This window comes from Thalassospira alkalitolerans, from assembly GCF_002115745.1.
Classification (GTDB): domain Bacteria; phylum Pseudomonadota; class Alphaproteobacteria; order Rhodospirillales; family Thalassospiraceae; genus Thalassospira; species Thalassospira alkalitolerans.
This window is the reverse complement of record NZ_JFKB01000006.1, coordinates 1-18,806: the sequence shown is the minus strand read 5'-3', so window position 1 is coordinate 18,806 and position 18,806 is coordinate 1. Positions and strand designations below refer to the sequence as shown.

Here is an 18,806-nt window from a genome sequence, read left to right as displayed (position 1 = left end):
TTTCAGTGAATTTGAAGTCGATAATTTGATGTCGGGGTGCTACGGTTTTCGTTGCACTAAATGGTTCTGATCGATGGCGGTGGTTATGGTCGAAATTCAATCCCTGACGGTTTTTAACGAATTAATGCGCTGTGGCTCGATCCGTCAAACGGCTGATGCGCTTAATGTCTCTCCAACCGCTATTGCCCGTCAACTCGACAAACTGGAACATCTGTTTGGAACCGCGTTGGTAGAACGCAACCCCCGCGGGATCAGGTTAACTGCTGCGGGTGAAGTTCTGGCGGAACGGTCGCTTCATATTGCCCGTGAATTATCCGAAGTCGAACAGATCATTGACGATTTGCGGGGTCTGCAACGCGGTTCGGTATCGCTTTACGTCAATGGTGCGGCATCCAGTGCCATTCTGGCCCCGGCACTGGCGGAATTTTCCGAACGTTACCCCGCAATTACCATCGAAGTTACCGTTACCTCGGCGCAGGCCGCCCTTGATGCGGTGGCAACCGGATTGACTGATTTGTCGGTGACGATGTTTTCGACTGCCGACAGCCGGATTGAAACCCGGTTTCGCGCCCCGATCCGTCACGAAGCCATCCTGTCGCCGGATCATCCGCTGGCACGGCTTGATGAAATTCCGTTGTCGGAACTTGTTCATTATGCGCTGGCCTTGCCGGATCGTACATTCGGGGTGCGGCGTGCCTTTGACGCGCGTCTGCGTGATGCGGGAATTGTCCTTGGTGAAAGCACCTTCACAACATCGTCGCTGGAACTGCAAAAGGAACTTGCCCGGCGCGGCACGGCGGTGCTGATCCTGCCGGAAATGACGGTAAAGCGCGAAATCGGATCGGGCAGCCTTGTCATGCGGCCATTGGCCAAATCATCGCGGATTGAAACCCATCTGGAAATGAACCGCATTGCCACCGGTCAGCGCAGTTATGCTGTGCGCCGGATGTCCGATTTCCTTGAAGGATTCCTGCGCGCCGAATTCGAAAATCGTTAAGCGAAGACACCGTAAACATGACTTCGGTATTTGTACTTATGTGCGCATAAATATCTGATTTATATCGATATTTTATGCCTGAAAAAGCGCGGTTCTTTTTCCCACTTGCAGTTGTGCATAATGTGTGTTGAATGCATTCAATCGGTGTGATCGCAACAGGGCGAGGGTTATGATGGTTCTGACATTTGAAACCGTTCTTGGGCTTGTTGCCGGATCGCTGACCACGCTTGCCTTTTTGCCCCAAGTCGTCCGCACATGGCGGACCCGATCCACGGCTGATATCTCGCTTGTGATGTTTTTGGTGTTGTGTTCGGGGATCGCGCTTTGGCTGGTTTATGGCTTGGTCCGGGGCGATTGGCCGGTGATCATCGCCAATGGCCTGACCCTTGTTCTGGCCTCGACCATCCTGTTCTTTAAAATCCGCCACGGTTAGCCCGATAAAATCGGATCTTTATCGGGCGCAGGTCACGGGGTAAGCCCCGCGCAACGCGCCGTGTTACGGATGTGAGTTTCCATTTCAAGACGGGATGTTGCGCTGTCATTTGCGCGCAGGGCGGCAATGATGCGGCGGTGTTCGGCAATGGATGCGCGCATGCGTTCAGGATCGGTAATCGGGATCGGTTGACGCTGGGTTTCGGTCAGTTGATCGCGCACAATTTGATAAAGCGACCGCATCATTGCATTGCTGCATGCTTCAACAATGATCCCATGAAACGTTAAGTCTGCCTCGACATTGGCGATCAAATCCTGCCGTGCCCAGCATTCTTCCATCTGGCTGGTGGCCTGTTCCATTTGATCAAGCTGGTTTGCTGTCAGGCGTCCGGCGGCAAGGCCCGCTATTTGACCTTCCAGCATCACGCGGGTTTGAAACACATCAAATACCGAATAGCTGTCGGAATATCGCCAGGGGGCCATATCGCCCGGAGAACTGCTTGCGGGATCAACGACAAAGGTACCGCGACCGGCTTCTGTTTTCAAAAGACCCAATGTTTCAAGTGTTAGCAGGGCTTCGCGCAAAGATGCACGGCTAATGCCGAGTTTTTGTGAAAAATCGCGCTGCGACGGGATTTTGTCACCCGGCTTCAGGTCGCCACGGTGAATCATGTCCTGAATTTCGCGCGCTACTGACTGCGGCAAGAAAGTCTTGTTCAGCATCCCGGCAACCCTTGCATCTTATTCTTCTGATCTTAGTCGCGCAGAGATAGCGCAGATGTTTAATTTTTGCACCAACCGTCTTGCAAACGCCATTGAAACGTGTTTCCTTGGTCCGACTGGTCAGACCAGTTAGACCGGTCTGGTCAAAGTATTCAGGGATGGCTCTAAAAAAACAAGGGAAACCTCATGACGTTTAAATCTTTCATTATATCATCGATTGTTGGGGGCATGGTTGCTGTGTCCGCGTTGAGCGCTGCCAATGCTGCCGACCTGACCGTTGGTGCCAATATCGGTAACGTTCCTTGGGAATTTCAGGATGCCGACGGCAAGACAGTTGGCTTTGAAGTTGATCTGGTAACCGAAGTCGCCAAGCGTCTTGGCAAAAGCGTTGAATTCGTCAACATTCCGTTTAACGGTCTGTTCCCGGCGGTTCAGTCGGGCCGCATCGATATGGCGGTATCGTCGATCACAATCACCGATAAACGTCTGGAATCCGTCACCTTTGCACAGCCTTACTACGACAGTGATCAGTCACTGACCGTCACGGCTGACAGCGGCATCGACGGCATGAAGGGCATGACCGATAAAGTTGTTGGCGTGGATACCGGATCGACCGGCGATATGTGGGTCAATGCGCATGGCGCAGAATACAAACTGGCCGATACCCGCCGTTACGAAGGCCTGTCGCCGGCAATGCTTGATCTGGCTGCCGGTCGTATTGACGGCTATATCAGCGACATTCCGGCACTGCAGTATTACGTCAAGGACAAGCCGAACCTTAAAGTCGTTGAACGTATTGCTACCGGTGAAAAATACTCGATCATGTTCAACAAAGACGCGTCGCTTGCCACCGAAGTCAATGGCATCCTGACCGAGTTGAAAAAAGAAGGCTTCATCGCAGGTCTGCATGAAACCTGGTTTGGCGCAAAGCCCGAAGACACCACCTCGACTGTTTCCGTCATGGATATGCCGACTGTTAAATAAGGCGTCTCTGATTTTGTCTGGCGGCGGGTTTTGGCCTGCCGCCGACATCTTGTCGAACTGGTGGTATTATGGATCTTTATTCGACCTTCTTTAATGTTCCGGTGTTGCTTGCCAGCCTGCCACAGCTTCTTTCAGGGTTGCTGGTGACGCTTCAGATTGGCATTACCAGTATTATTTGTGGCCTGATTGGCGGGCTTTTTCTGGCTGTGACGCGGCTTTATGCACCGGTTTTTGTGTGTGCGATCGTCCGGCTTTATATTGATATTTTTCGATCAATCCCGCTGTTGGTCTTGTTGATTGTTGTTTATTACGCACTGCCATTTGTCGGCATTCGGTTGTCACCGTTTTTGTCGGCGGTGGCGGCACTGACACTGGTGTCATCGGCTTATACCGCCGAAATTTTCCGCGCCGGGATCGAAGCCATCCCGCATGGTCAGTTCGAAGCATCGGCCGCCCTTGGTCTTTCCAACCGTCATACGATGATGGATGTGATCCTGCCCCAGGCCATCCGCATCGTCATCCCGCCGCTGACCAATAATTGCATCAATGTCATGAAAGATACGGCCTTGGCATCTGTCGTTGCCATGCCCGATTTGCTGAAACAGGCAACCCAGGCACAGGCATTGTCGGCAAACCCGACGCCGTTGATTGGTGCGGCACTGATTTATCTTATTTTGCTTTGGCCGATGGTGGTTGTCGTTGCCCGACTTGAAAAACGTTACAGCAAGGGGAAACGATAATGTCGGCTTTGATCACGATCAGTAACCTTAAAAAAGCCTATGGTTCGTTTACCGTCTTGCATGGCATTGACCTTGATATCGCACAGGGCGAAGTCGTCTGTGTGATCGGTCCGTCCGGCTCGGGTAAGTCGACCCTGATCCGCTGCATCAATCATCTCGAGGCCTTTGACGCCGACAGCGAGATCACGGTTGATGGTATTGCGGTCAAGCCGGGCCGGGCCTTGGCCAAGGTCCGGGCCGAAGTCGGGATGGTGTTTCAATCGTTCAATCTGTTTCCGCATATGACGGTGTTGCGCAACGTTATGCTGGCACCGATGCGCGTCCGCCACACCAAAACAAGCGATGCGGAAAAATACGCCCGTGCGTTGTTGCAACGTGTCGGCATTTCTGAACAGGCGGATAAATATCCCGGCCAGCTTTCGGGGGGGCAGCAACAGCGTGTTGCGATTGCGCGTGCGTTGGCGATGGAACCCAAGGTGCTTTTGTTTGATGAGCCCACCTCGGCCCTTGATCCCGAAATGGTCGGTGAAGTTCTTGATGTCATGAAAAAGCTGGCCGGGACGGGGGTGACGATGGTGATCGTGACCCACGAAATGGGCTTTGCCCGCCAAGTCGCGGATCGCGTCATTTTTATGGATGACGGCAATATCATCGAAGCCGGTCCCCCGGCGCAAATTTTTGATCAGCCGGTTGAAGCACGAACAAAAAGTTTCCTGCACGCCGTTTTAGATCACTGAAAAACAAACAATAAACCGAACCTTCCGGAGGATATTTCTATGAAAACCAACAACCCGCTCGACATGGATTATGTTCGCAGCCAGTTTCCCGGCCTCGCAAAAGGCTGGACTCTGTTTGATAATGCAGGCGGCTCGCAAATCCTTAAATCTGCCGTGGAACGGATCAATACGTTCCTGTTTGACAAAAACGTTCAGATTGGCGGTTCCTATGACATTTCGCTAAAAGCGGCCGAGGCCTTGCTTGAGGCCCGCACCAGTGCCATGCATCTGGTCAATGCCAACCGGCCCGAAGAAATCGTTTTTGGAAGCTCGACCACCGCCCTTTTGCAAAACCTTGCCAAGGCGATGCAAAGCCAGTTGTCCAAAGGCGATGAAATCATTGTCACAATTGCCGATCATGAATCAAACATTGGCCCGTGGGACAGATTGCAAGATGCCGGGATCAAGGTGAAGTTTTGGCCGTTGGACCGGGAAAAGCTTCGGCTTGATCTGGCCGATCTTGAACCGTTGATGACCGACCGTACCAAGCTGGTTTGTGTGACCCATGCGTCAAACATCCTTGGTGAAATCAATCCGATCCGCGAAATCGCCGATTTTGTTCATGCCCATGGGGCGCAGATTTGCGTTGATGCGGTGGCCTATGCGCCGCATCGTGCGGTGGATGTGCAGGCGTTCGACGTCGATTACTATGTCTTTAGTCTGTATAAAACATACGGTCCGCATTACGCGCTGATGTATGGCAAATACGATAACCTTCTCGAACTTGATCCGCTTTATCATTACTTTTACGGCAAGGATAAAGTGCCGGGCAAACTGGAACCGGGCAATCCGAATTACGAACTGGCCTATGCCACGTGCGGCATTGTTGACTATCTTGCCAAACTTGGCGAAATGGCCGGTGAAACCGGTTCGGTCCGGCAAAAAATCGTCGCCGCCTATGATGCCATTGCCATTCAGGAAAACGCACTTGTTGACCGTTTGCTGGGCTATTTGCGCAGTCGCAATGATTGCACGATCATTGGCCAGTCGGACAATCGCGATGGGACCCGCATTCCAACCATCAGTTTCCGTTTTGATGGGCTGGATGCGGGCGAGGTCTGCAAAATTATTGACCGTGAAAAAATCGCCATCCGCTTTGGTGATTTCCATTCGCGTCGTTTGGCGGAATATCTTGAAGTCACCGATCACGGCGGCATGGTGCGCGTTTCAATGGTTCATTACAACACGCTCGACGAAGTTGACCGGTTGACAGCGGCCTTTGACCGCATGCTCAATGATGAAAATTCCAAGGCCGTCAAACCCTAAGCCGAACCCGAAAAGGAACCGATCCATATGCAGTTCGATCGCATCATCAAAAACGGAACCATCGTTACCGCCAGTGACGTTTACCGTGCCGATATCGGTATTGTGGATGGTCGTATCACGGCCCTTGCCGGTGATCTGAACGACAGTGACGATATCGTTGATGCGACCGGGCTGTATGTGATGCCGGGGGGCATCGACAGCCACGTCCATATCGCACAGCCATCGGGCGACGGGATCGTCATGGCCGATGATTTTGAAACCGGGACCCGGTCGGCTGCGATGGGGGGGAATACCTCGATCATCAGTTTTTGCATGCAGGAAAAGGGCGATAGCCTGCGGGAATCGTTAAAAGTTTATCACGCCAAGGCGGATGGGGAATGCCACATTGATGTGGCGTTTCACCTGATTATCACCGATCCGACCCCGGCGGTTTTGGGTCAGGAACTTCCGGCGCTGGTCGAAGATGGCTATACCTCGATCAAGGTTTTCATGACCTATGATGGTCTGCGTCTGCGCGATGATGAAATTCTTGATACGCTTGAAAGTGCCCGGCGCACCGGTGCGCTTGTCATGGTGCATTGTGAAAACGAAGACGCCATTCGTTTTCTGATCGGCCAACACGAAGCCAATGGCGATCTGGCCGCGAAATATCATGCCACAACCCGCCCGATTGCCGCCGAACGCGAAGCCACCCATCGCGCGCTGTCGCTGGCCGAAATCGTCGATACGCCGATTGTGATCGTCCATGTGTCCAATCGTGAAGCCATGGAAGAAATCGAACGCGCACGCATGCGTGGCAGCAAGGTTGTCGGCGAAACCTGTCCGCAATATCTGATGCTGACCGCTGATGATCTGGATCAGACCGAGATGGAAGGTGCCAAATTCGTCTGTTCACCGCCGCCGCGTGACAAGGCCAGTCAGGATGCCTGTTGGGACGGGATTGAACGCGGGGTGTTTGATCTGTTTTCATCGGATCATTGCCCGTTCCGCTTTGATGATCCGGCGGGCAAGCTTAATGAAAAGGGCAATAAAAGTTTCCGCTGGATTCCAAATGGCATCCCCGGCGTTGCAACCCGTTTGCCGATCCTGTTTTCCGAAGGCGTGCAGAAGGGCCGTATTGATCTGTGCCGCTTTGTCGCGATCACTGCGACCAATCACGCCAAACTTTATGGCATGTACCCGCAAAAGGGCACGATTGCGATTGGATCGGATGCCGATCTTGCCCTTTGGGATCCCGCCAAAACCGTGACCATTACCAATGATTTGCTGGCGCAAGGCGCGGATTATACCCCGTATGAAGGGCTCAAGGTTTCCGGCTGGCCGGTGCATGTCATGGTGCGCGGTAAAACCATTGTCGATGAGGGCAAATTAACCGGTGAAAAGGGCTTTGGCGCTTATGTGCCGCGCAATCGGTCTTCGATGATGGCATCCCATAAACCGGCGGATTGATCTGGTTTTAATGGTCTGGACGGTTTGAGTGATGATTTCGGCGATGTGTTTTTAATGCATCGCCGAAATGCTTTTGCGGAACCGCATGGCTGCAAAGGCAAAGAACGCCAATGCAATACCAAACACCACGGCAAATTGCGGCCAGACAATATCCAGCCCCGCCCCGCGATACAGGATCGCCTGCGCATAGGATACAAAATGGACCGAGGGCGAAAACTGCATGATGTTTTGCAAAAGTGCGGGCTGGCTTTCAATCGGTGTTTCCCCGCCCGATAGCAACATCAGCGGCAAGGCCACCAGTATGAACAGCAACCCGAATTGCGGCATGGATCGCGCCAGCGTGGCCAGGAAAATGCCAAGTGCGGTCGAAAAGAACAGATAAAGGGCTGTGCCAAACAAGAACAGCATCTTGGACCCGGCAAGCGGCACATCCAGCATCATTTCCACCACCAGCGCCAACGATAATCCGACTGATACAAGGATCACCAGACCATTGGCCCAGACCTTGGCCATCATGATTTCAATCGGGGTCAACGGCATCACCAAAAGATGTTCAATCGTGCCATGTTCGCGTTCCCGGATCAGGGCGGCCCCGGTCAAAACAATCGACAACATCGTGATGTTGTTGATGATTTCCATGACACTGGTGAACCATGAACTGGTCACATTGGGGTTAAAGGCATACCGGATTTGCAGATTGATTGTGTCGTCACTTTCAACCGGCACATCGTCATTGATGTATTTGACGATTTCTTCACTGATGATGCTGCTGATATAGGTGGCTCCGATCCCGGCCTGCATCATTGCCGTAGCATCAATATTAACCTGAAGATCGGGCTGGTTTCCGGCAATTACATCGGCCTCGAACCGGGGCGGGATCACCACGACAAAGGTGTAAAGCCCGGTATCCATCGTTTGATCAATCTCGTCAAAACCAATCTGGACCGGTTTGTGGAAATAGGGCGGTAAAAACGCATCGCCGATCCGGGCCGAAAGCTGTGAATTGTCTTCATCGACAATGGCAATCGCGGCATTGTTCAAATCGTGGCTCATGCCGGTGGCAGCGGTATAGATCGATGCGGTAAACGCCCAGACAATCAACGCAATCAGCACCGGATCATGACGCAGGCTGAACAGTTCCTTGACGCCAAGCCGATAGATATTTTCAAGCCGTTCAAGCATGTCAGCTATCCTGTTTTTTCAGAAGCAACACACTGGCCCCGGTCAGCACCAGAATGGTCAGGGAAAGGATCAGGTATTCCGGTATCAATGCCGAAAACCCAAGTGCCTTGGTAATGACGCCGACGGCAATGTTGATGAATTGCCCGGTCGGGAAGACGGCGCCAATCACCGCAGCCCCGCCTTCAAGTGACGCCACCGGTTGCATCATCCCCGAAAACAGGACCGACGGCACCATGGTGCCAATCGCGGTGCCAAACAGGGCGGCAATCTGGGTCGATACAAAGGATGAAATCAGCAATCCGAACCCGGTCGTGGTGATGACATATAAAAACGCGCCAAACACAAGGGCGGCAAAATTACCTTTGATCGGGATGCCAAATACCGTCAGGGCAAGGATCACCAGAAAGGCAAAGTTGACCATCGCCAGCACGACATAGGGCACTTGCTTGCCCAACAGGAATTCAAGCCGGTTGACCGGGGTAACATGCAGATTGGTAATTGATCCCAATTCCTTTTCACGCACCACGCCAAGGGCGACCAGAACCGATGGAATAAAGATCAGCAGCAGGGCCATGACCGATGGAACCATGGCAAAAATGCTTTTGAAATCCTGATTGTAACGATAGCGGATTTCAATATCGGCGGGCAGGGTAGAGGGCACCGTGCCAAGGTTGCGGCGCGCCAGATCGGTCAAATAGGATTGTCCGATGCCTTGAACATAACCATGAATGGTTTCGGCGCGAAATGGCATCGATGCATCGATCCATGCCGCAATTTCGGGGCTGCGCTCTTGCAAAAGTTCGCGGCCAAAACCGGATGGAATTTCAAGTGCCAGGGTGATGTCGCCACTGGCCATCCGGCGTTCCATATCGGCAACGCTTACGATTGGGGCCTGTTCCTCGAAATAGCGCGACCCGGCCAGACCTTCTAAAAAGGTGCGGCTTTCCGGGGTTTGGTCGCGATCAAGGCTGGCATATTTCAAATCCTCGACATCGAATGTAATGCCAAAACCAAATACCAGCATCAGCAACGCCGTACCCAGCAGGGCAAAGGTCAATCGCACCGGATCACGGATCAATTCCATGGTTTCACGTAGCGAATAGGCATAGGCACGGCGCATGCTAAACAGGCTATGGCGCCCGTCATGGTTGCTTTCCAGTGACGTCACGGGGCCGTTATCGGTTTTGTCAGTTTCGCCAGCAGTTGCCGAATTGCCCTTATCCTCATCGGCATGGGCTTGTTCCAGACAGGTGATAAACGCCTGTTCAAGGGTTTCTGCGCCATGCTGTGTGACAAGGGCCGCCGGGGTGTCGCTGGCCAAAACCCGGCCCGCATGCATAAGCGAAATTCGGTCGCACCGCGCGGCTTCGTTCATGAAATGGGTGGAAATAAAGATCGTCACCCCGTCGTTGCGTGACAGATCAATCAGCAATTCCCAAAACCGGTCACGCGCTACCGGATCAACACCCGATGTTGGTTCATCCAAAATCAGCATTTCCGGCCGGTGAATGATCGCAACTGCAAGCGACAATCGCTGACGCACGCCAAGCGGCAAATCGCGGGTTGAATGATCGGCGACGTGATCAAGCCCGAACTTACCCAGCAATTCTGTGATGCGCGCGGCAATTGTCGGCGGTGGCAGGTGAAACAGCCGCGCATGAAGATCAAGGTTCTGGCGCACGGTTAATTCGGTATAAAGCGAAAATGCCTGCGACATATAGCCAACCCGCTTGCGCATCGACAGGCCGCTGGTTTCGGCCGGTTGGCCAAATAACCATGCCTGGCCATCGGATGCGGGCAAAAGCCCGGTCAGCATCTTCATGGTTGTGGTTTTGCCACAGCCGTTTGACCCCAGAAATCCGAAAATCTCGCCTTTGCTGATTTCAAAACTGACATGATCAACGGCGGTAAAATCGCCAAACCGTCGGGTCAGGTTCTTGGCGACAATCGCCGGTTCCGAACCGTCCTTGGCAAGGGGCGGAATTTCAAGTGCGTGATGGCCGCGTTTCATTTCTTCGGGCAGCAAATTGACAAACGCATCTTCAAGCGTTTTTGCCCCGGCGTCATGGCGCACGCTGGCTGGGGTTCCCGATGCCAGGATTTTACCGGCATTGACCATGACAAGCCGGTCAAAATTTTCGGCCTCGTCCATATAGGCGGTGGCAACGATTACGGTCATGCCGGGGCGCTCGGCGCGGATATTGTCGATCAATTGCCAGAATTGCCGCCGTGATAACGGATCAACCCCGGTGGTTGGTTCATCCAAAATCAAAAGATCCGGGTCATGAATAAGCGCGCAGCACAGGCCAAGCTTTTGCTTCATCCCACCCGAAAGCTTGCCCGCCGGGCGATCAATAAACGGTGCAAGCCCGGTTGCCTTGACCAGCCGATCAATCCGTTCGCGCCGTTCCCGGGCGGGCTGACCAAACAGGCGGCCGAAAAAATGCAGGTTTTCGGCAATCGTCAAATCCATATACAGGTTCTTGCCAAGCCCCTGTGGCATATAGGCAATACGCGGTGAAACCCGGTTGCGGTGGGCGTCGCTTCGCATGTCACCGCCAAGGGTTTCCACCGTTCCGGCCTGAATTTTCCGTGCGCCAGCAATCAGGCCGAGCAAGGTGGATTTTCCCACCCCGTCGGGGCCGATAAAGGCCATGCTGTGTCCGGCTTCGATGTTCAGGTCAACCGTGTCAAAGGCGATGGTCTTGCCGTAACGATGCGATACCCCGTTAAGCCGGACGGCAAAATCGGGCTGCGTGGTCATTTTGAGGCCTCCGGCGGCAAGGCCACCGACAGGCTTTCAGGCCACTGCGTTGACCCGCCCTGCATGACATAGGCAACACCGGGAAGGCCGGTTTTGACCTTTTCAATATGCTGGGTCAGAAGCTTATGATCGATGCGGATTTTGGCCCGGAACATAAGTTTTTCACGTTCGCTTCGGGTTTCGACCTCGCGCGGGGTGAATTGTGCATCGGCCGATACAAACGATACACTTGCCGGAATGACAAATTCGGGTGCCGCGTCAAGCACGATCCGCGCTTCATTGCCGACAAAGGTGGCCCCGGCGGCATTGGTTGGCAGGAAGATCGTCATATAAACATCGGTCAGATCAATCAGTGTTACCACCCGTCCGCCACTTGCCAAAACCTCGCCCGGTTCGGCAAGGCGGTATTGCACGCGGCCACTGCGCGGTGCGGTCAGGGCGGAATCGTCAATCTGGATTTGCAGGCGCGATACCTCGGCATCGGCGGCTTCAACCCCGCGCTCGGCGGCGGTCAGTCCGGCCTTTGATGCCACAAGGGCGGACTCGGCAATGTCGCGCTCGGACCGGCGCTGATCAACGGCCTCACGCGATATATTGTTGTTTTTCACAAGCGTATTGGCGCGTTCAAGCTGGCTTTGGGCGAATTTCAATTGGCTTTCGCGCTGAACGATTTCGGCCTTGGCCTGGGCGACTTTCTGATAGGCTTGGGCCACATCGGCGCGGGCCTTGGCCTGTGTGGCTTCAAGTTCGGCGGTATCCATACGGGCAAGAACTTGCCCTTTGGTAACGAAATCGCCTTCTTCAACGTCAACCTGCGCAACGCGACCGGCATATTTGGTGGCAACGTGGACTTCCTCGGCCTCGATCCGGCCATTGCCCGATGTGATGTAATCGGGAAGGGTATCCTGATTTTGCTGCCAGTAATAATAACCGCCACTGGCAACGGCCAATGCCGCTACAAGGATCACCAAAGGCGCACGCAGATTGCTCATGTTCTTCTCCCAAAGACGATCACCAGCCGCCATGATGACCGGTATTCATTTGATTGTCACGGTGCATCGCAGCAAGATTTGGAATGATCCTATTTTGTCAGGGGGATGCAATCATTGATCTTGCGCAAACCGGGGGGAGAAGACCAGATATTACCAACAAAACCAAGCCAATCGATGGGCCATAGGGGGGCTAAATATCAATATCGGCCCAGATCAGATGATGATCCGATGCCGCTTGGTGCTTTTTGGTGAAGCTATCAATTATCTGAAAGGGGGATTTATTTTTCCTGATTTAAGGCCCCGACATCTCCAAATCAAACACAATCAGGCCTGAAATCTCGCCATCGGCGGCTTTGACAAGTTCTGCACCCAGCGCCTGATGTTTGGGATGCACAAGATAGGCATCACGGGATTTAGCGTCGTCGAAATCGATGCAGAAGCCGTGGGTGAAGCCTTGTTCCAGTTTTTCCGGGCTGACGGAAACGCCGCCGTCAAAGCCGCGCATTCCGGCGATTTGATCGCCAAGATCGGCGAGTGCGTTAAACAGGCTGTTGATCACGGTCTCTTCGATGCCGGGTTTGAATTTGATCAGGACGATATGGCGGATCATGGCGAGCCTTTCGGGGGCTGAATTTCCGTGGGATCGGTTTTGTTCCGATGTGTTTGGTCTGGGTCACCCATGCATCATTGTTGATATTAAACGCCCTGGTCGCTGGCGTGCGCAACGTGTTTCGATGTTTCTGGCCCGGCGGTACCAGTTGTGTGTTGGGGGCGGGCATTGTCATCGGGGGCGGATATTTGCGCGATACCCGGCGTTGTTGTGCCGATCAGGGCGCGCATGTCATACCCGGTTGGGGTTTGGTGGATGCGCAGGCCAAATTCAGGCAAAACCGCCAGAGTATGGTCAAAGATATCGGATTGGATGGCCTCGTATTCCAGCCAGTTGACCGTCTTGGTAAAGGCATAGATTTCAAGCGGCACCCCATTCGGGCCGGGTTGAAGCTGTCGGACCATCAGGGTCATGTCTTGATGGATCATCGGGTGATTGCGCAAATACGCCGTAAGATAGGCCCGCAACGTTCCCAGATTGGTCATGCGTCGCCCGTTGATGGGCATCGAAAGGTCCAGTTTCTTTTCCGTATTGAATGTTTCGATTTCGCGGTTTTTCTCGTCAAGATAGGGGGCCAAAAGATGTGATTTGTGCAGTTTTTTAAATTCTTGCGGGGATAGGAATGTAATGCAACTGGCGTCAATATTGATGCTGCGCTTGATCCGGCGTCCGCCGGATTGGCTCATATTGCGCCAGTTTTTAAAGGAATCTGATATCAGCGCATAGGTCGGAATTGTTGTGATCGTCATGTCCCAGTTACAGACCTTAACCGTGGTCAATCCGATATCAATCACATCGCCATCCGCGCCATATTTCGGCATTTCAAGCCAATCGCCCACCGATAGCATATCATTGGCCGAAAGCTGTATTCCCGCGACAAGGCCAAGAATGGGGTCCTTGAAAACCAGCATCAGGACGGCGGTCATCGCCCCCAAACCGCTGAGCAAAATGATCGGGGATTCACCGATCAGAATGGAAATGCACAGCAAGCCAGCAAGGATTGAGGCCGTCAGTTTGACACCCTGAAAAATCCCGCGGAGCGGCAGGGTTCGGGCCCTTTGGCTGCGCCGTGATATCAGCAACACCGCATCCAGCAGTGAAAACAGTGTCAGCGTCACATAATAAATGATCCACAATCTTGCCGCGATATGAAGGAAATTATGTGTGGTGGTTTCAGGCGAAAGCCAGACCCCGGCCTGAATATAGACGACCACTCCCTGCACGATAAAGGCCAGGCGCGGGAACAGATTTTTCGCGGTCAGGATTTTTTGCCAGGTATGAATGCGCTTGCCGCCGATCCGTTCCAATGCAGGCAGAAGTATACGATGCAGCAAGCCATGAAGGATGATCGCCATCAGGGCAATCAGCGCCAGCACCACCCCGAAAGAGATGACATTGGCATATTCAATGTTTTGACTGATCAGCCAGTCGGCAACTTCGTCTTGCATCGGGGCTCCGTCGGTTGATGTGGTATATAGGGGCCAGTTTGTTGTGCCGTGCGGGTCCCCGAACTGCAAGTGATTTGGGGGCTGCACAAGGAAAAATACCCCCGTAATTCCCGCCCGGACAAGGGGTGTTTGGCCTGTTTCGGCTAGTGCGCTTTATGTCGTCAGCCTTGGCACAGCCCCGTTTTTCCACATGGCGCAGATCATCACATCATCACGTATGAATGCAATGATCTGCTTCACAATGTGCGGTGTTTTGCTCCGAAATTTATTGGGTGATCATGGATAATAGATGCTGCACCGGATGTTTTGGTTTTGCGCCTTCAAACCGGGCGACCTGACACCGGCAGGAATAGCCGGTGACGAGCATGTTCTCTAGCCCGGTTTGATCGACTTTGTTTTTCCAGCTCATATCATAGAGTTCACGTGATGTTGCCTGATGGCGGGTTTCGTGGCCGTAAACCCCCGCCATGCCACAGCAACCGGTTTTTTCGGTGGCGAGTTTCATGCCGAAGGCTTCGAATATCTTTTGCCATTTGACGCCAACATCTGGGATCGATGTTTTTTCTGTGCAATGGGGGAACAGGGTTGCCGGTGTTGCCGTCGCCGCGCCGTTTGTGCCGGTTTCGGGCAGGGTGACGCGGTTTGCCGCAATCTCGCCCGCCAGCCATTCATGGAACAGATGCACACGGTAATCAGGGCGGTTGGTACCAAGGCGCTGGGCGTATTCTTGGCGATAGGTCAGGGTCACGCTGGCTTCGATCCCGATCAGGGGGATGTTTGAGATTGCCAGACGGGCATGGAAAATGTCGTTTTGATTGGCCTGATAATCAAAGCGTTTCAAAAAGCCTTTTACGTGCAATGCCTTGCCATTTGGGCGATAGGGCGGCACGAAAACGCGGAACCCAAGTTTTTGCAACAGATCGATATGGGCAAGGAACACATCGGCGTCATAATGGGTTGTGAAGCAATCTTGCAGCACGATCACGGATTTGGCGCGTTCGGCATCTGAAAGCGCGTTAACTTCCGCCCATTTGAACCGGCCAATGCCGCGTTGGCGCAACGCCTTGGTGACGTTTTGTGGGCTGAGTTTCGGCAAATCGGTCAGGCCGATCAGGCTTTTGAATATCCATGGCAGCGGCGGGATGGACTGCAAGGTATTGAAAAGCCTTGGGGCGCGGGCCATCAGGGGCGCGATGGTTTCCAACTGCGCAATTACGTAGTCCTTGACCGGGCGTTTGTAGCGCGTGTGATAGCTTTCCAAAAACCGTGATTTCAGTTCGGGGATGTCGACCTTGACCGGGCATTGCCCCGCACAGGCCTTGCACGACAGGCATCCGGCCATGGCGTCATAGACATCGTGGGAGAAATCGCGCGCATTGATCACTGCCAAATCCTGATTGCGCGGATCGGTGCCGACCGATAACTGCCGGATCCATTCGCGGATCATCCCGGCCCGGCCCTTGGGCGAATGCACGCGGTCGCGGGTGACCTTATAGGACGGGCACATGGCGTCCGATTGGTCCCAGTTGAAACACGCACCATTGCCGTTGCAGCGGGTGGCGTTCAGGTATTCATCGCGCAGGTTATCATTGATCTGGCGGTCAATCTGGCCGCGCATCGGGGCTTGGTCAATCGCGGTTATCGGCGTGTTTTTTGAGTACGGTGACGCGATCTTGCCGGGGTTTAATTGTCCTTCCGGATCAAAGGCTTCCTTGATGCGACGCAGGACGTCGTAAAGCTCTGGCCCGAAATAGGTTGGGGAATATTCACCGCGAAACCCCTTGCCATGTTCGCCCCAGATCAGGCCGTTGTATTTCTTGGTTAGCGTCACGACACCATCTGAAATCCGGCGCAGGCGGGCTTCGTCTTCTTCGTCGCAGATGTCAAGCAATGGCCGGACATGCAAACAGCCAACATCGACATGGCCGAACATGCCATAATCAAGGCCCTCGGCGTCTAATAAAGCGCGGAATTCTGCGATAAAATCGGCAAGGTTTTCCGGCGGCACGGCGGTGTCTTCGACAAAGGGGGTGGCGCGGCGTTTGCCTTCGATATTGCCCAGCAGGCCAACGGATTTGGCGCGGATCGACCAAATGGCGGCGATTTGGCCGGGATCACTGGCCTGAACAAAGCCGATGGGGGCGTATTGGGCGTCAGTGTTGGCATTAAGATATGCGCGGAGTTCGTCTTGTTTGGCGGCAACCTCTTGGGCGGTTTCGCCAATGAATTCAACAACATTGAAGCCGCGCGTCGGGATGGTGCTGGTGTCTGTGCCAAGCAATTTTCCCAGCAAATGCCAGCTTTCATCCTGCTTTGCCAGTTCCATGACCTTGTCATCGATGCTTTCAATCGCCACCGGATCAAATTGCAACAAGGTGCTGACATGGCGAAGGGCAGAGTCAAAACTGTCATAGCGGACCACCGTTACCGCCTTATGCTTGGGCAAGGGCACCACGCGCAGTGTGATGTCTTTGACCATGCCAAGGCTGCCTTCAGAGCCAGCGATCAGGAAGCTTAAGTTCATATCTCCTTGATCTGAAACAGCTTCTTTAAGGTTATAGCCGGTAAGCCCGCGGTTCATTTCCGGGAAGATTGCATTGATCTTATCGCGACGCGGCAGGATTTCATCGCGGATGTGGCGGTAAAGTTTGCCCGTGCGATCCTCGCGGGTGATGATTTCATCGGCCTCTTTGGCGCTTATGGCATGGGTGCGGAAATCGGTACCGTCAATCAAAACGGTCGTCATGTCATTGATGTAATGGCTTGTTTTACCATAAATCCGCGATCCCTTGCCCGAACTATCGGACCCGATCATGCCGCCAATGGTGGCCCGGCTGGCGGTGGAAACGGCGGGCGGAAAGAAAACGCCATGCGGTTTAAGCCAGGCGTTGAGTTGATCCAGCACCACGCCGGGTTCGACATGGACCAGATTTTTCTCGGCGTCAAAACCCAGTATGTGATTGAGATGCTTGGACGTATCGAGGATGACGGTGTTATTCAGCGACTGGCCATTGGTGCCGGTGCCGCCGCCGCGCGGGGTGATTTTGACTTCGCGATATTCTTCGCGCCCGGCCAATTCCATTACCACGTTGATATCATTGGCGGTTTTTGGCTGTAACACCGCACGCGGCATCACCTGATAAACGCTGTTATCGGTGGCATTGATCAGGCGGGCCGGGTAATCGGCGTGGATTTCACCGGTAAAATTACCCTCTGATTCCAGTACCTTAAGGAAACCCAGCGTCAGGTGATCCAGTGATCTGTCCGGGGTCAGAACCGGCAGGCGGTTAAAGCGCGAAAAGCGGCGATTGGCGGCTTTTGCTGCGGCTTTCGGGGCGGTGGCGGCTTTGGCGACTGCGGCGGTCATTGTCTCTCTCTGATCGGGATGTGCGGGCCTGTTTTTTTACAGGAGGGCCAGCAGGACTTGACGCCATTTGACCCGAGGATGATTAAATACACAAATTGAAAATTCTGAATGATTATTCATTTTTAGTGAATAATCGATCGCTTCGCCGACCGACAAAACCCGACGAAAAGAAATTCCCGCCGGATGCGGGTGAAACTAATTGTATGAGGATTGTGAAATAGTGAAAATTGTTTCACAGCCCCAATTGAACCTGCCGGGCACAATTGCCGAAAATTGTCGACAAGATCGGTCCCGACATCGGATCAAAAATCAGGTGAAAAACGATCTGGCAGATCATCAAGAATTCCCCGTGAAATAACTGTAGATTATGCCCTGAAATTTAGCTGCGTGCCGCGCCCTAAAATGAGTTGCCGGGACAATTTGCAAAAAGGGATTTTCTTCTTTTTGGGAAAGATGCATTTTGCATTGTTAAAAACACGCAAAAGTTGAAATTAATTGCAGGCCTTGGTTGAATGACATAGGATGAATTCTCCTAAAATGTAAGGCGCATTGAAATGTGCAAAGGGCGATGATGACGTCTGTTTCCAGTCTTTTGGCAAATACATATTCCTATGCCTCGGCAAATGCGGGGCATAAACAATCTGCATCGTCAAAATCGGAAAGTGTCCCCACCCCGGCAGAGAGCGCGACACCGGAAACGGTGACACCGGCAAAGGCAGCGTCCGGGTCCCTTGCCAGTGCCGCGGTAGCAGCAAGAGAAAAGATTGATGCCGGATATGCCAAGCTCGGAACGACCGGCACGACACGCACGACGGCGGATGAATGGGATGAAATCGGCTTTCCGGATTTCGACCGGCAGATGCTTTATGCGGTGACGAGCAATGAAGGCGGTATTTTTACGGATGTGGAAGTCAATGCCGCCAAAAATGAAATTGCGAACAGAATTTCGGACATCATCAATTCAAACGACCCCGTCCATAATCCGACAAAAGTGTTTCGTGAAATCGTGAATTTCTATGATGCGGCTAGTGACGATGAAAAAGCATCTTTTGACTGGGCGGTTACGCGTGCTTCGG

General features: G+C 53.3%; 15 protein-coding genes. 8 read left to right on the top strand and 7 right to left on the bottom strand.

The window, feature by feature from the left end; all coding sequences use genetic code 11:
- Positions 1-73: 73 nt before the first annotated feature.
- Both TALK_RS09785 and TALK_RS09780 read left to right on the top strand, forming a co-directional pair.
- The gene (locus TALK_RS09785) at positions 74-997 is read left to right on the top strand and encodes a LysR family transcriptional regulator (RefSeq protein ID WP_211274799.1); all 924 of its coding nucleotides are present in this window, start codon (positions 74-76) and stop codon (positions 995-997) included.
- Between the two features lie 169 nt (positions 998-1,166).
- Entirely contained in the window at positions 1,167-1,430 is a 264-nt protein-coding gene (locus TALK_RS09780; protein ID WP_245829822.1) for a SemiSWEET transporter, read from the top strand.
- Between the two features lie 32 nt (positions 1,431-1,462).
- On the opposite strand, the gene TALK_RS09775 is transcribed toward TALK_RS09780, so the two are convergent.
- Positions 1,463-2,152 (bottom strand): FadR/GntR family transcriptional regulator, encoded by a 690-nt coding sequence (locus TALK_RS09775; protein WP_085618325.1) that lies wholly within the window; start codon positions 2,150-2,152, stop codon positions 1,463-1,465.
- Positions 2,153-2,338: 186 nt separating this feature from the next.
- Between TALK_RS09775 and TALK_RS09770 the strand changes: the two genes are divergently transcribed.
- The 5 genes from TALK_RS09770 (at position 2,339) to hydA (ending at position 7,367) form a co-directional block, all read left to right on the top strand.
- Positions 2,339-3,136, top strand: coding sequence for an ABC transporter substrate-binding protein (locus tag TALK_RS09770; protein ID WP_085618323.1), 798 nt, complete (start codon positions 2,339-2,341; stop codon positions 3,134-3,136).
- 68 nt (positions 3,137-3,204) lie between these two features.
- Positions 3,205-3,876, top strand: a complete 672-nt coding sequence (locus tag TALK_RS09765) for an amino acid ABC transporter permease (protein ID WP_085618321.1) — start codon at positions 3,205-3,207, stop codon at positions 3,874-3,876.
- Positions 3,876-4,613 (top strand): amino acid ABC transporter ATP-binding protein, encoded by a 738-nt coding sequence (locus TALK_RS09760; protein ID WP_139833780.1) that lies wholly within the window; start codon positions 3,876-3,878, stop codon positions 4,611-4,613. The genes TALK_RS09765 and TALK_RS09760 overlap by 1 nt, the downstream gene beginning before the upstream one ends.
- Before the next feature lie 39 nt (positions 4,614-4,652).
- Positions 4,653-5,918 (top strand): cysteine desulfurase-like protein, encoded by a 1,266-nt coding sequence (locus TALK_RS09755; RefSeq protein WP_085618320.1) that lies wholly within the window; start codon positions 4,653-4,655, stop codon positions 5,916-5,918.
- A 27-nt stretch (positions 5,919-5,945) separates the two neighbouring features.
- The gene (hydA, locus tag TALK_RS09750) at positions 5,946-7,367 is read left to right on the top strand and encodes a dihydropyrimidinase (RefSeq protein WP_085618318.1); all 1,422 of its coding nucleotides are present in this window, start codon (positions 5,946-5,948) and stop codon (positions 7,365-7,367) included.
- Between the two features lie 51 nt (positions 7,368-7,418).
- Here hydA and TALK_RS09745 read toward each other — a convergent pair whose 3' ends face one another.
- From TALK_RS09745 to TALK_RS09720, 6 genes are all read right to left on the bottom strand, one after another.
- Positions 7,419-8,549: an ABC transporter permease gene (locus tag TALK_RS09745; RefSeq protein ID WP_085618316.1), complete on the bottom strand. Its 1,131-nt coding sequence runs from the start codon at positions 8,547-8,549 to the stop codon at positions 7,419-7,421.
- A gap of 1 nt (position 8,550) precedes the next feature.
- Positions 8,551-11,313: a ribosome-associated ATPase/putative transporter RbbA gene (gene rbbA / locus TALK_RS09740; protein WP_085618314.1), complete on the bottom strand. Its 2,763-nt coding sequence runs from the start codon at positions 11,311-11,313 to the stop codon at positions 8,551-8,553.
- Positions 11,310-12,305 (bottom strand): HlyD family secretion protein, encoded by a 996-nt coding sequence (locus TALK_RS09735; protein ID WP_085618312.1) that lies wholly within the window; start codon positions 12,303-12,305, stop codon positions 11,310-11,312. The genes rbbA and TALK_RS09735 overlap by 4 nt, the downstream gene beginning before the upstream one ends.
- Before the next feature lie 292 nt (positions 12,306-12,597).
- Positions 12,598-12,915 (bottom strand): Dabb family protein, encoded by a 318-nt coding sequence (locus tag TALK_RS09730; RefSeq protein ID WP_085618310.1) that lies wholly within the window; start codon positions 12,913-12,915, stop codon positions 12,598-12,600.
- Positions 12,916-13,001: 86 nt separating this feature from the next.
- Entirely contained in the window at positions 13,002-14,363 is a 1,362-nt protein-coding gene (locus tag TALK_RS09725) for a mechanosensitive ion channel family protein (RefSeq protein WP_085618308.1), read from the bottom strand.
- A gap of 265 nt (positions 14,364-14,628) precedes the next feature.
- A complete protein-coding gene (locus TALK_RS09720) occupies positions 14,629-17,730 on the bottom strand; it encodes an FAD-binding and (Fe-S)-binding domain-containing protein (RefSeq protein WP_085618306.1) in 3,102 nt (1,033 codons plus the stop codon).
- A 568-nt stretch (positions 17,731-18,298) separates the two neighbouring features.
- Between TALK_RS09720 and TALK_RS09715 the strand changes: the two genes are divergently transcribed.
- Positions 18,299-18,806 (top strand): hypothetical protein (locus TALK_RS09715; protein ID WP_425444023.1); only part of this gene is annotated, 508 nt, incomplete at its 3' end.

What these genes read in the sequence shown, in the direction of transcription:
- TALK_RS09785 (WP_211274799.1), top strand. Translation starts at nt 74, where the DNA reads ATGGCGGTGGTTATGGTCGAAATTCAATCCCTGACGGTTTTTAACGAA.
- TALK_RS09780 (WP_245829822.1), top strand. Translation starts at nt 1,167, where the DNA reads ATGATGGTTCTGACATTTGAAACCGTTCTTGGGCTTGTTGCCGGATCG.
- TALK_RS09775 (WP_085618325.1), bottom strand. Translation starts at nt 2,152, where the DNA reads ATGCTGAACAAGACTTTCTTGCCGCAGTCAGTAGCGCGCGAAATTCAG.
- TALK_RS09770 (WP_085618323.1), top strand. Translation starts at nt 2,339, where the DNA reads ATGACGTTTAAATCTTTCATTATATCATCGATTGTTGGGGGCATGGTT.
- TALK_RS09765 (WP_085618321.1), top strand. Translation starts at nt 3,205, where the DNA reads ATGGATCTTTATTCGACCTTCTTTAATGTTCCGGTGTTGCTTGCCAGC.
- TALK_RS09760 (WP_139833780.1), top strand. Translation starts at nt 3,876, where the DNA reads ATGTCGGCTTTGATCACGATCAGTAACCTTAAAAAAGCCTATGGTTCG.
- TALK_RS09755 (WP_085618320.1), top strand. Translation starts at nt 4,653, where the DNA reads ATGAAAACCAACAACCCGCTCGACATGGATTATGTTCGCAGCCAGTTT.
- hydA (WP_085618318.1), top strand. Translation starts at nt 5,946, where the DNA reads ATGCAGTTCGATCGCATCATCAAAAACGGAACCATCGTTACCGCCAGT.
- TALK_RS09745 (WP_085618316.1), bottom strand. Translation starts at nt 8,549, where the DNA reads ATGCTTGAACGGCTTGAAAATATCTATCGGCTTGGCGTCAAGGAACTG.
- rbbA (WP_085618314.1), bottom strand. Translation starts at nt 11,313, where the DNA reads ATGACCACGCAGCCCGATTTTGCCGTCCGGCTTAACGGGGTATCGCAT.
- TALK_RS09735 (WP_085618312.1), bottom strand. Translation starts at nt 12,305, where the DNA reads ATGAGCAATCTGCGTGCGCCTTTGGTGATCCTTGTAGCGGCATTGGCC.
- TALK_RS09730 (WP_085618310.1), bottom strand. Translation starts at nt 12,915, where the DNA reads ATGATCCGCCATATCGTCCTGATCAAATTCAAACCCGGCATCGAAGAG.
- TALK_RS09725 (WP_085618308.1), bottom strand. Translation starts at nt 14,363, where the DNA reads ATGCAAGACGAAGTTGCCGACTGGCTGATCAGTCAAAACATTGAATAT.
- TALK_RS09720 (WP_085618306.1), bottom strand. Translation starts at nt 17,730, where the DNA reads ATGACCGCCGCAGTCGCCAAAGCCGCCACCGCCCCGAAAGCCGCAGCA.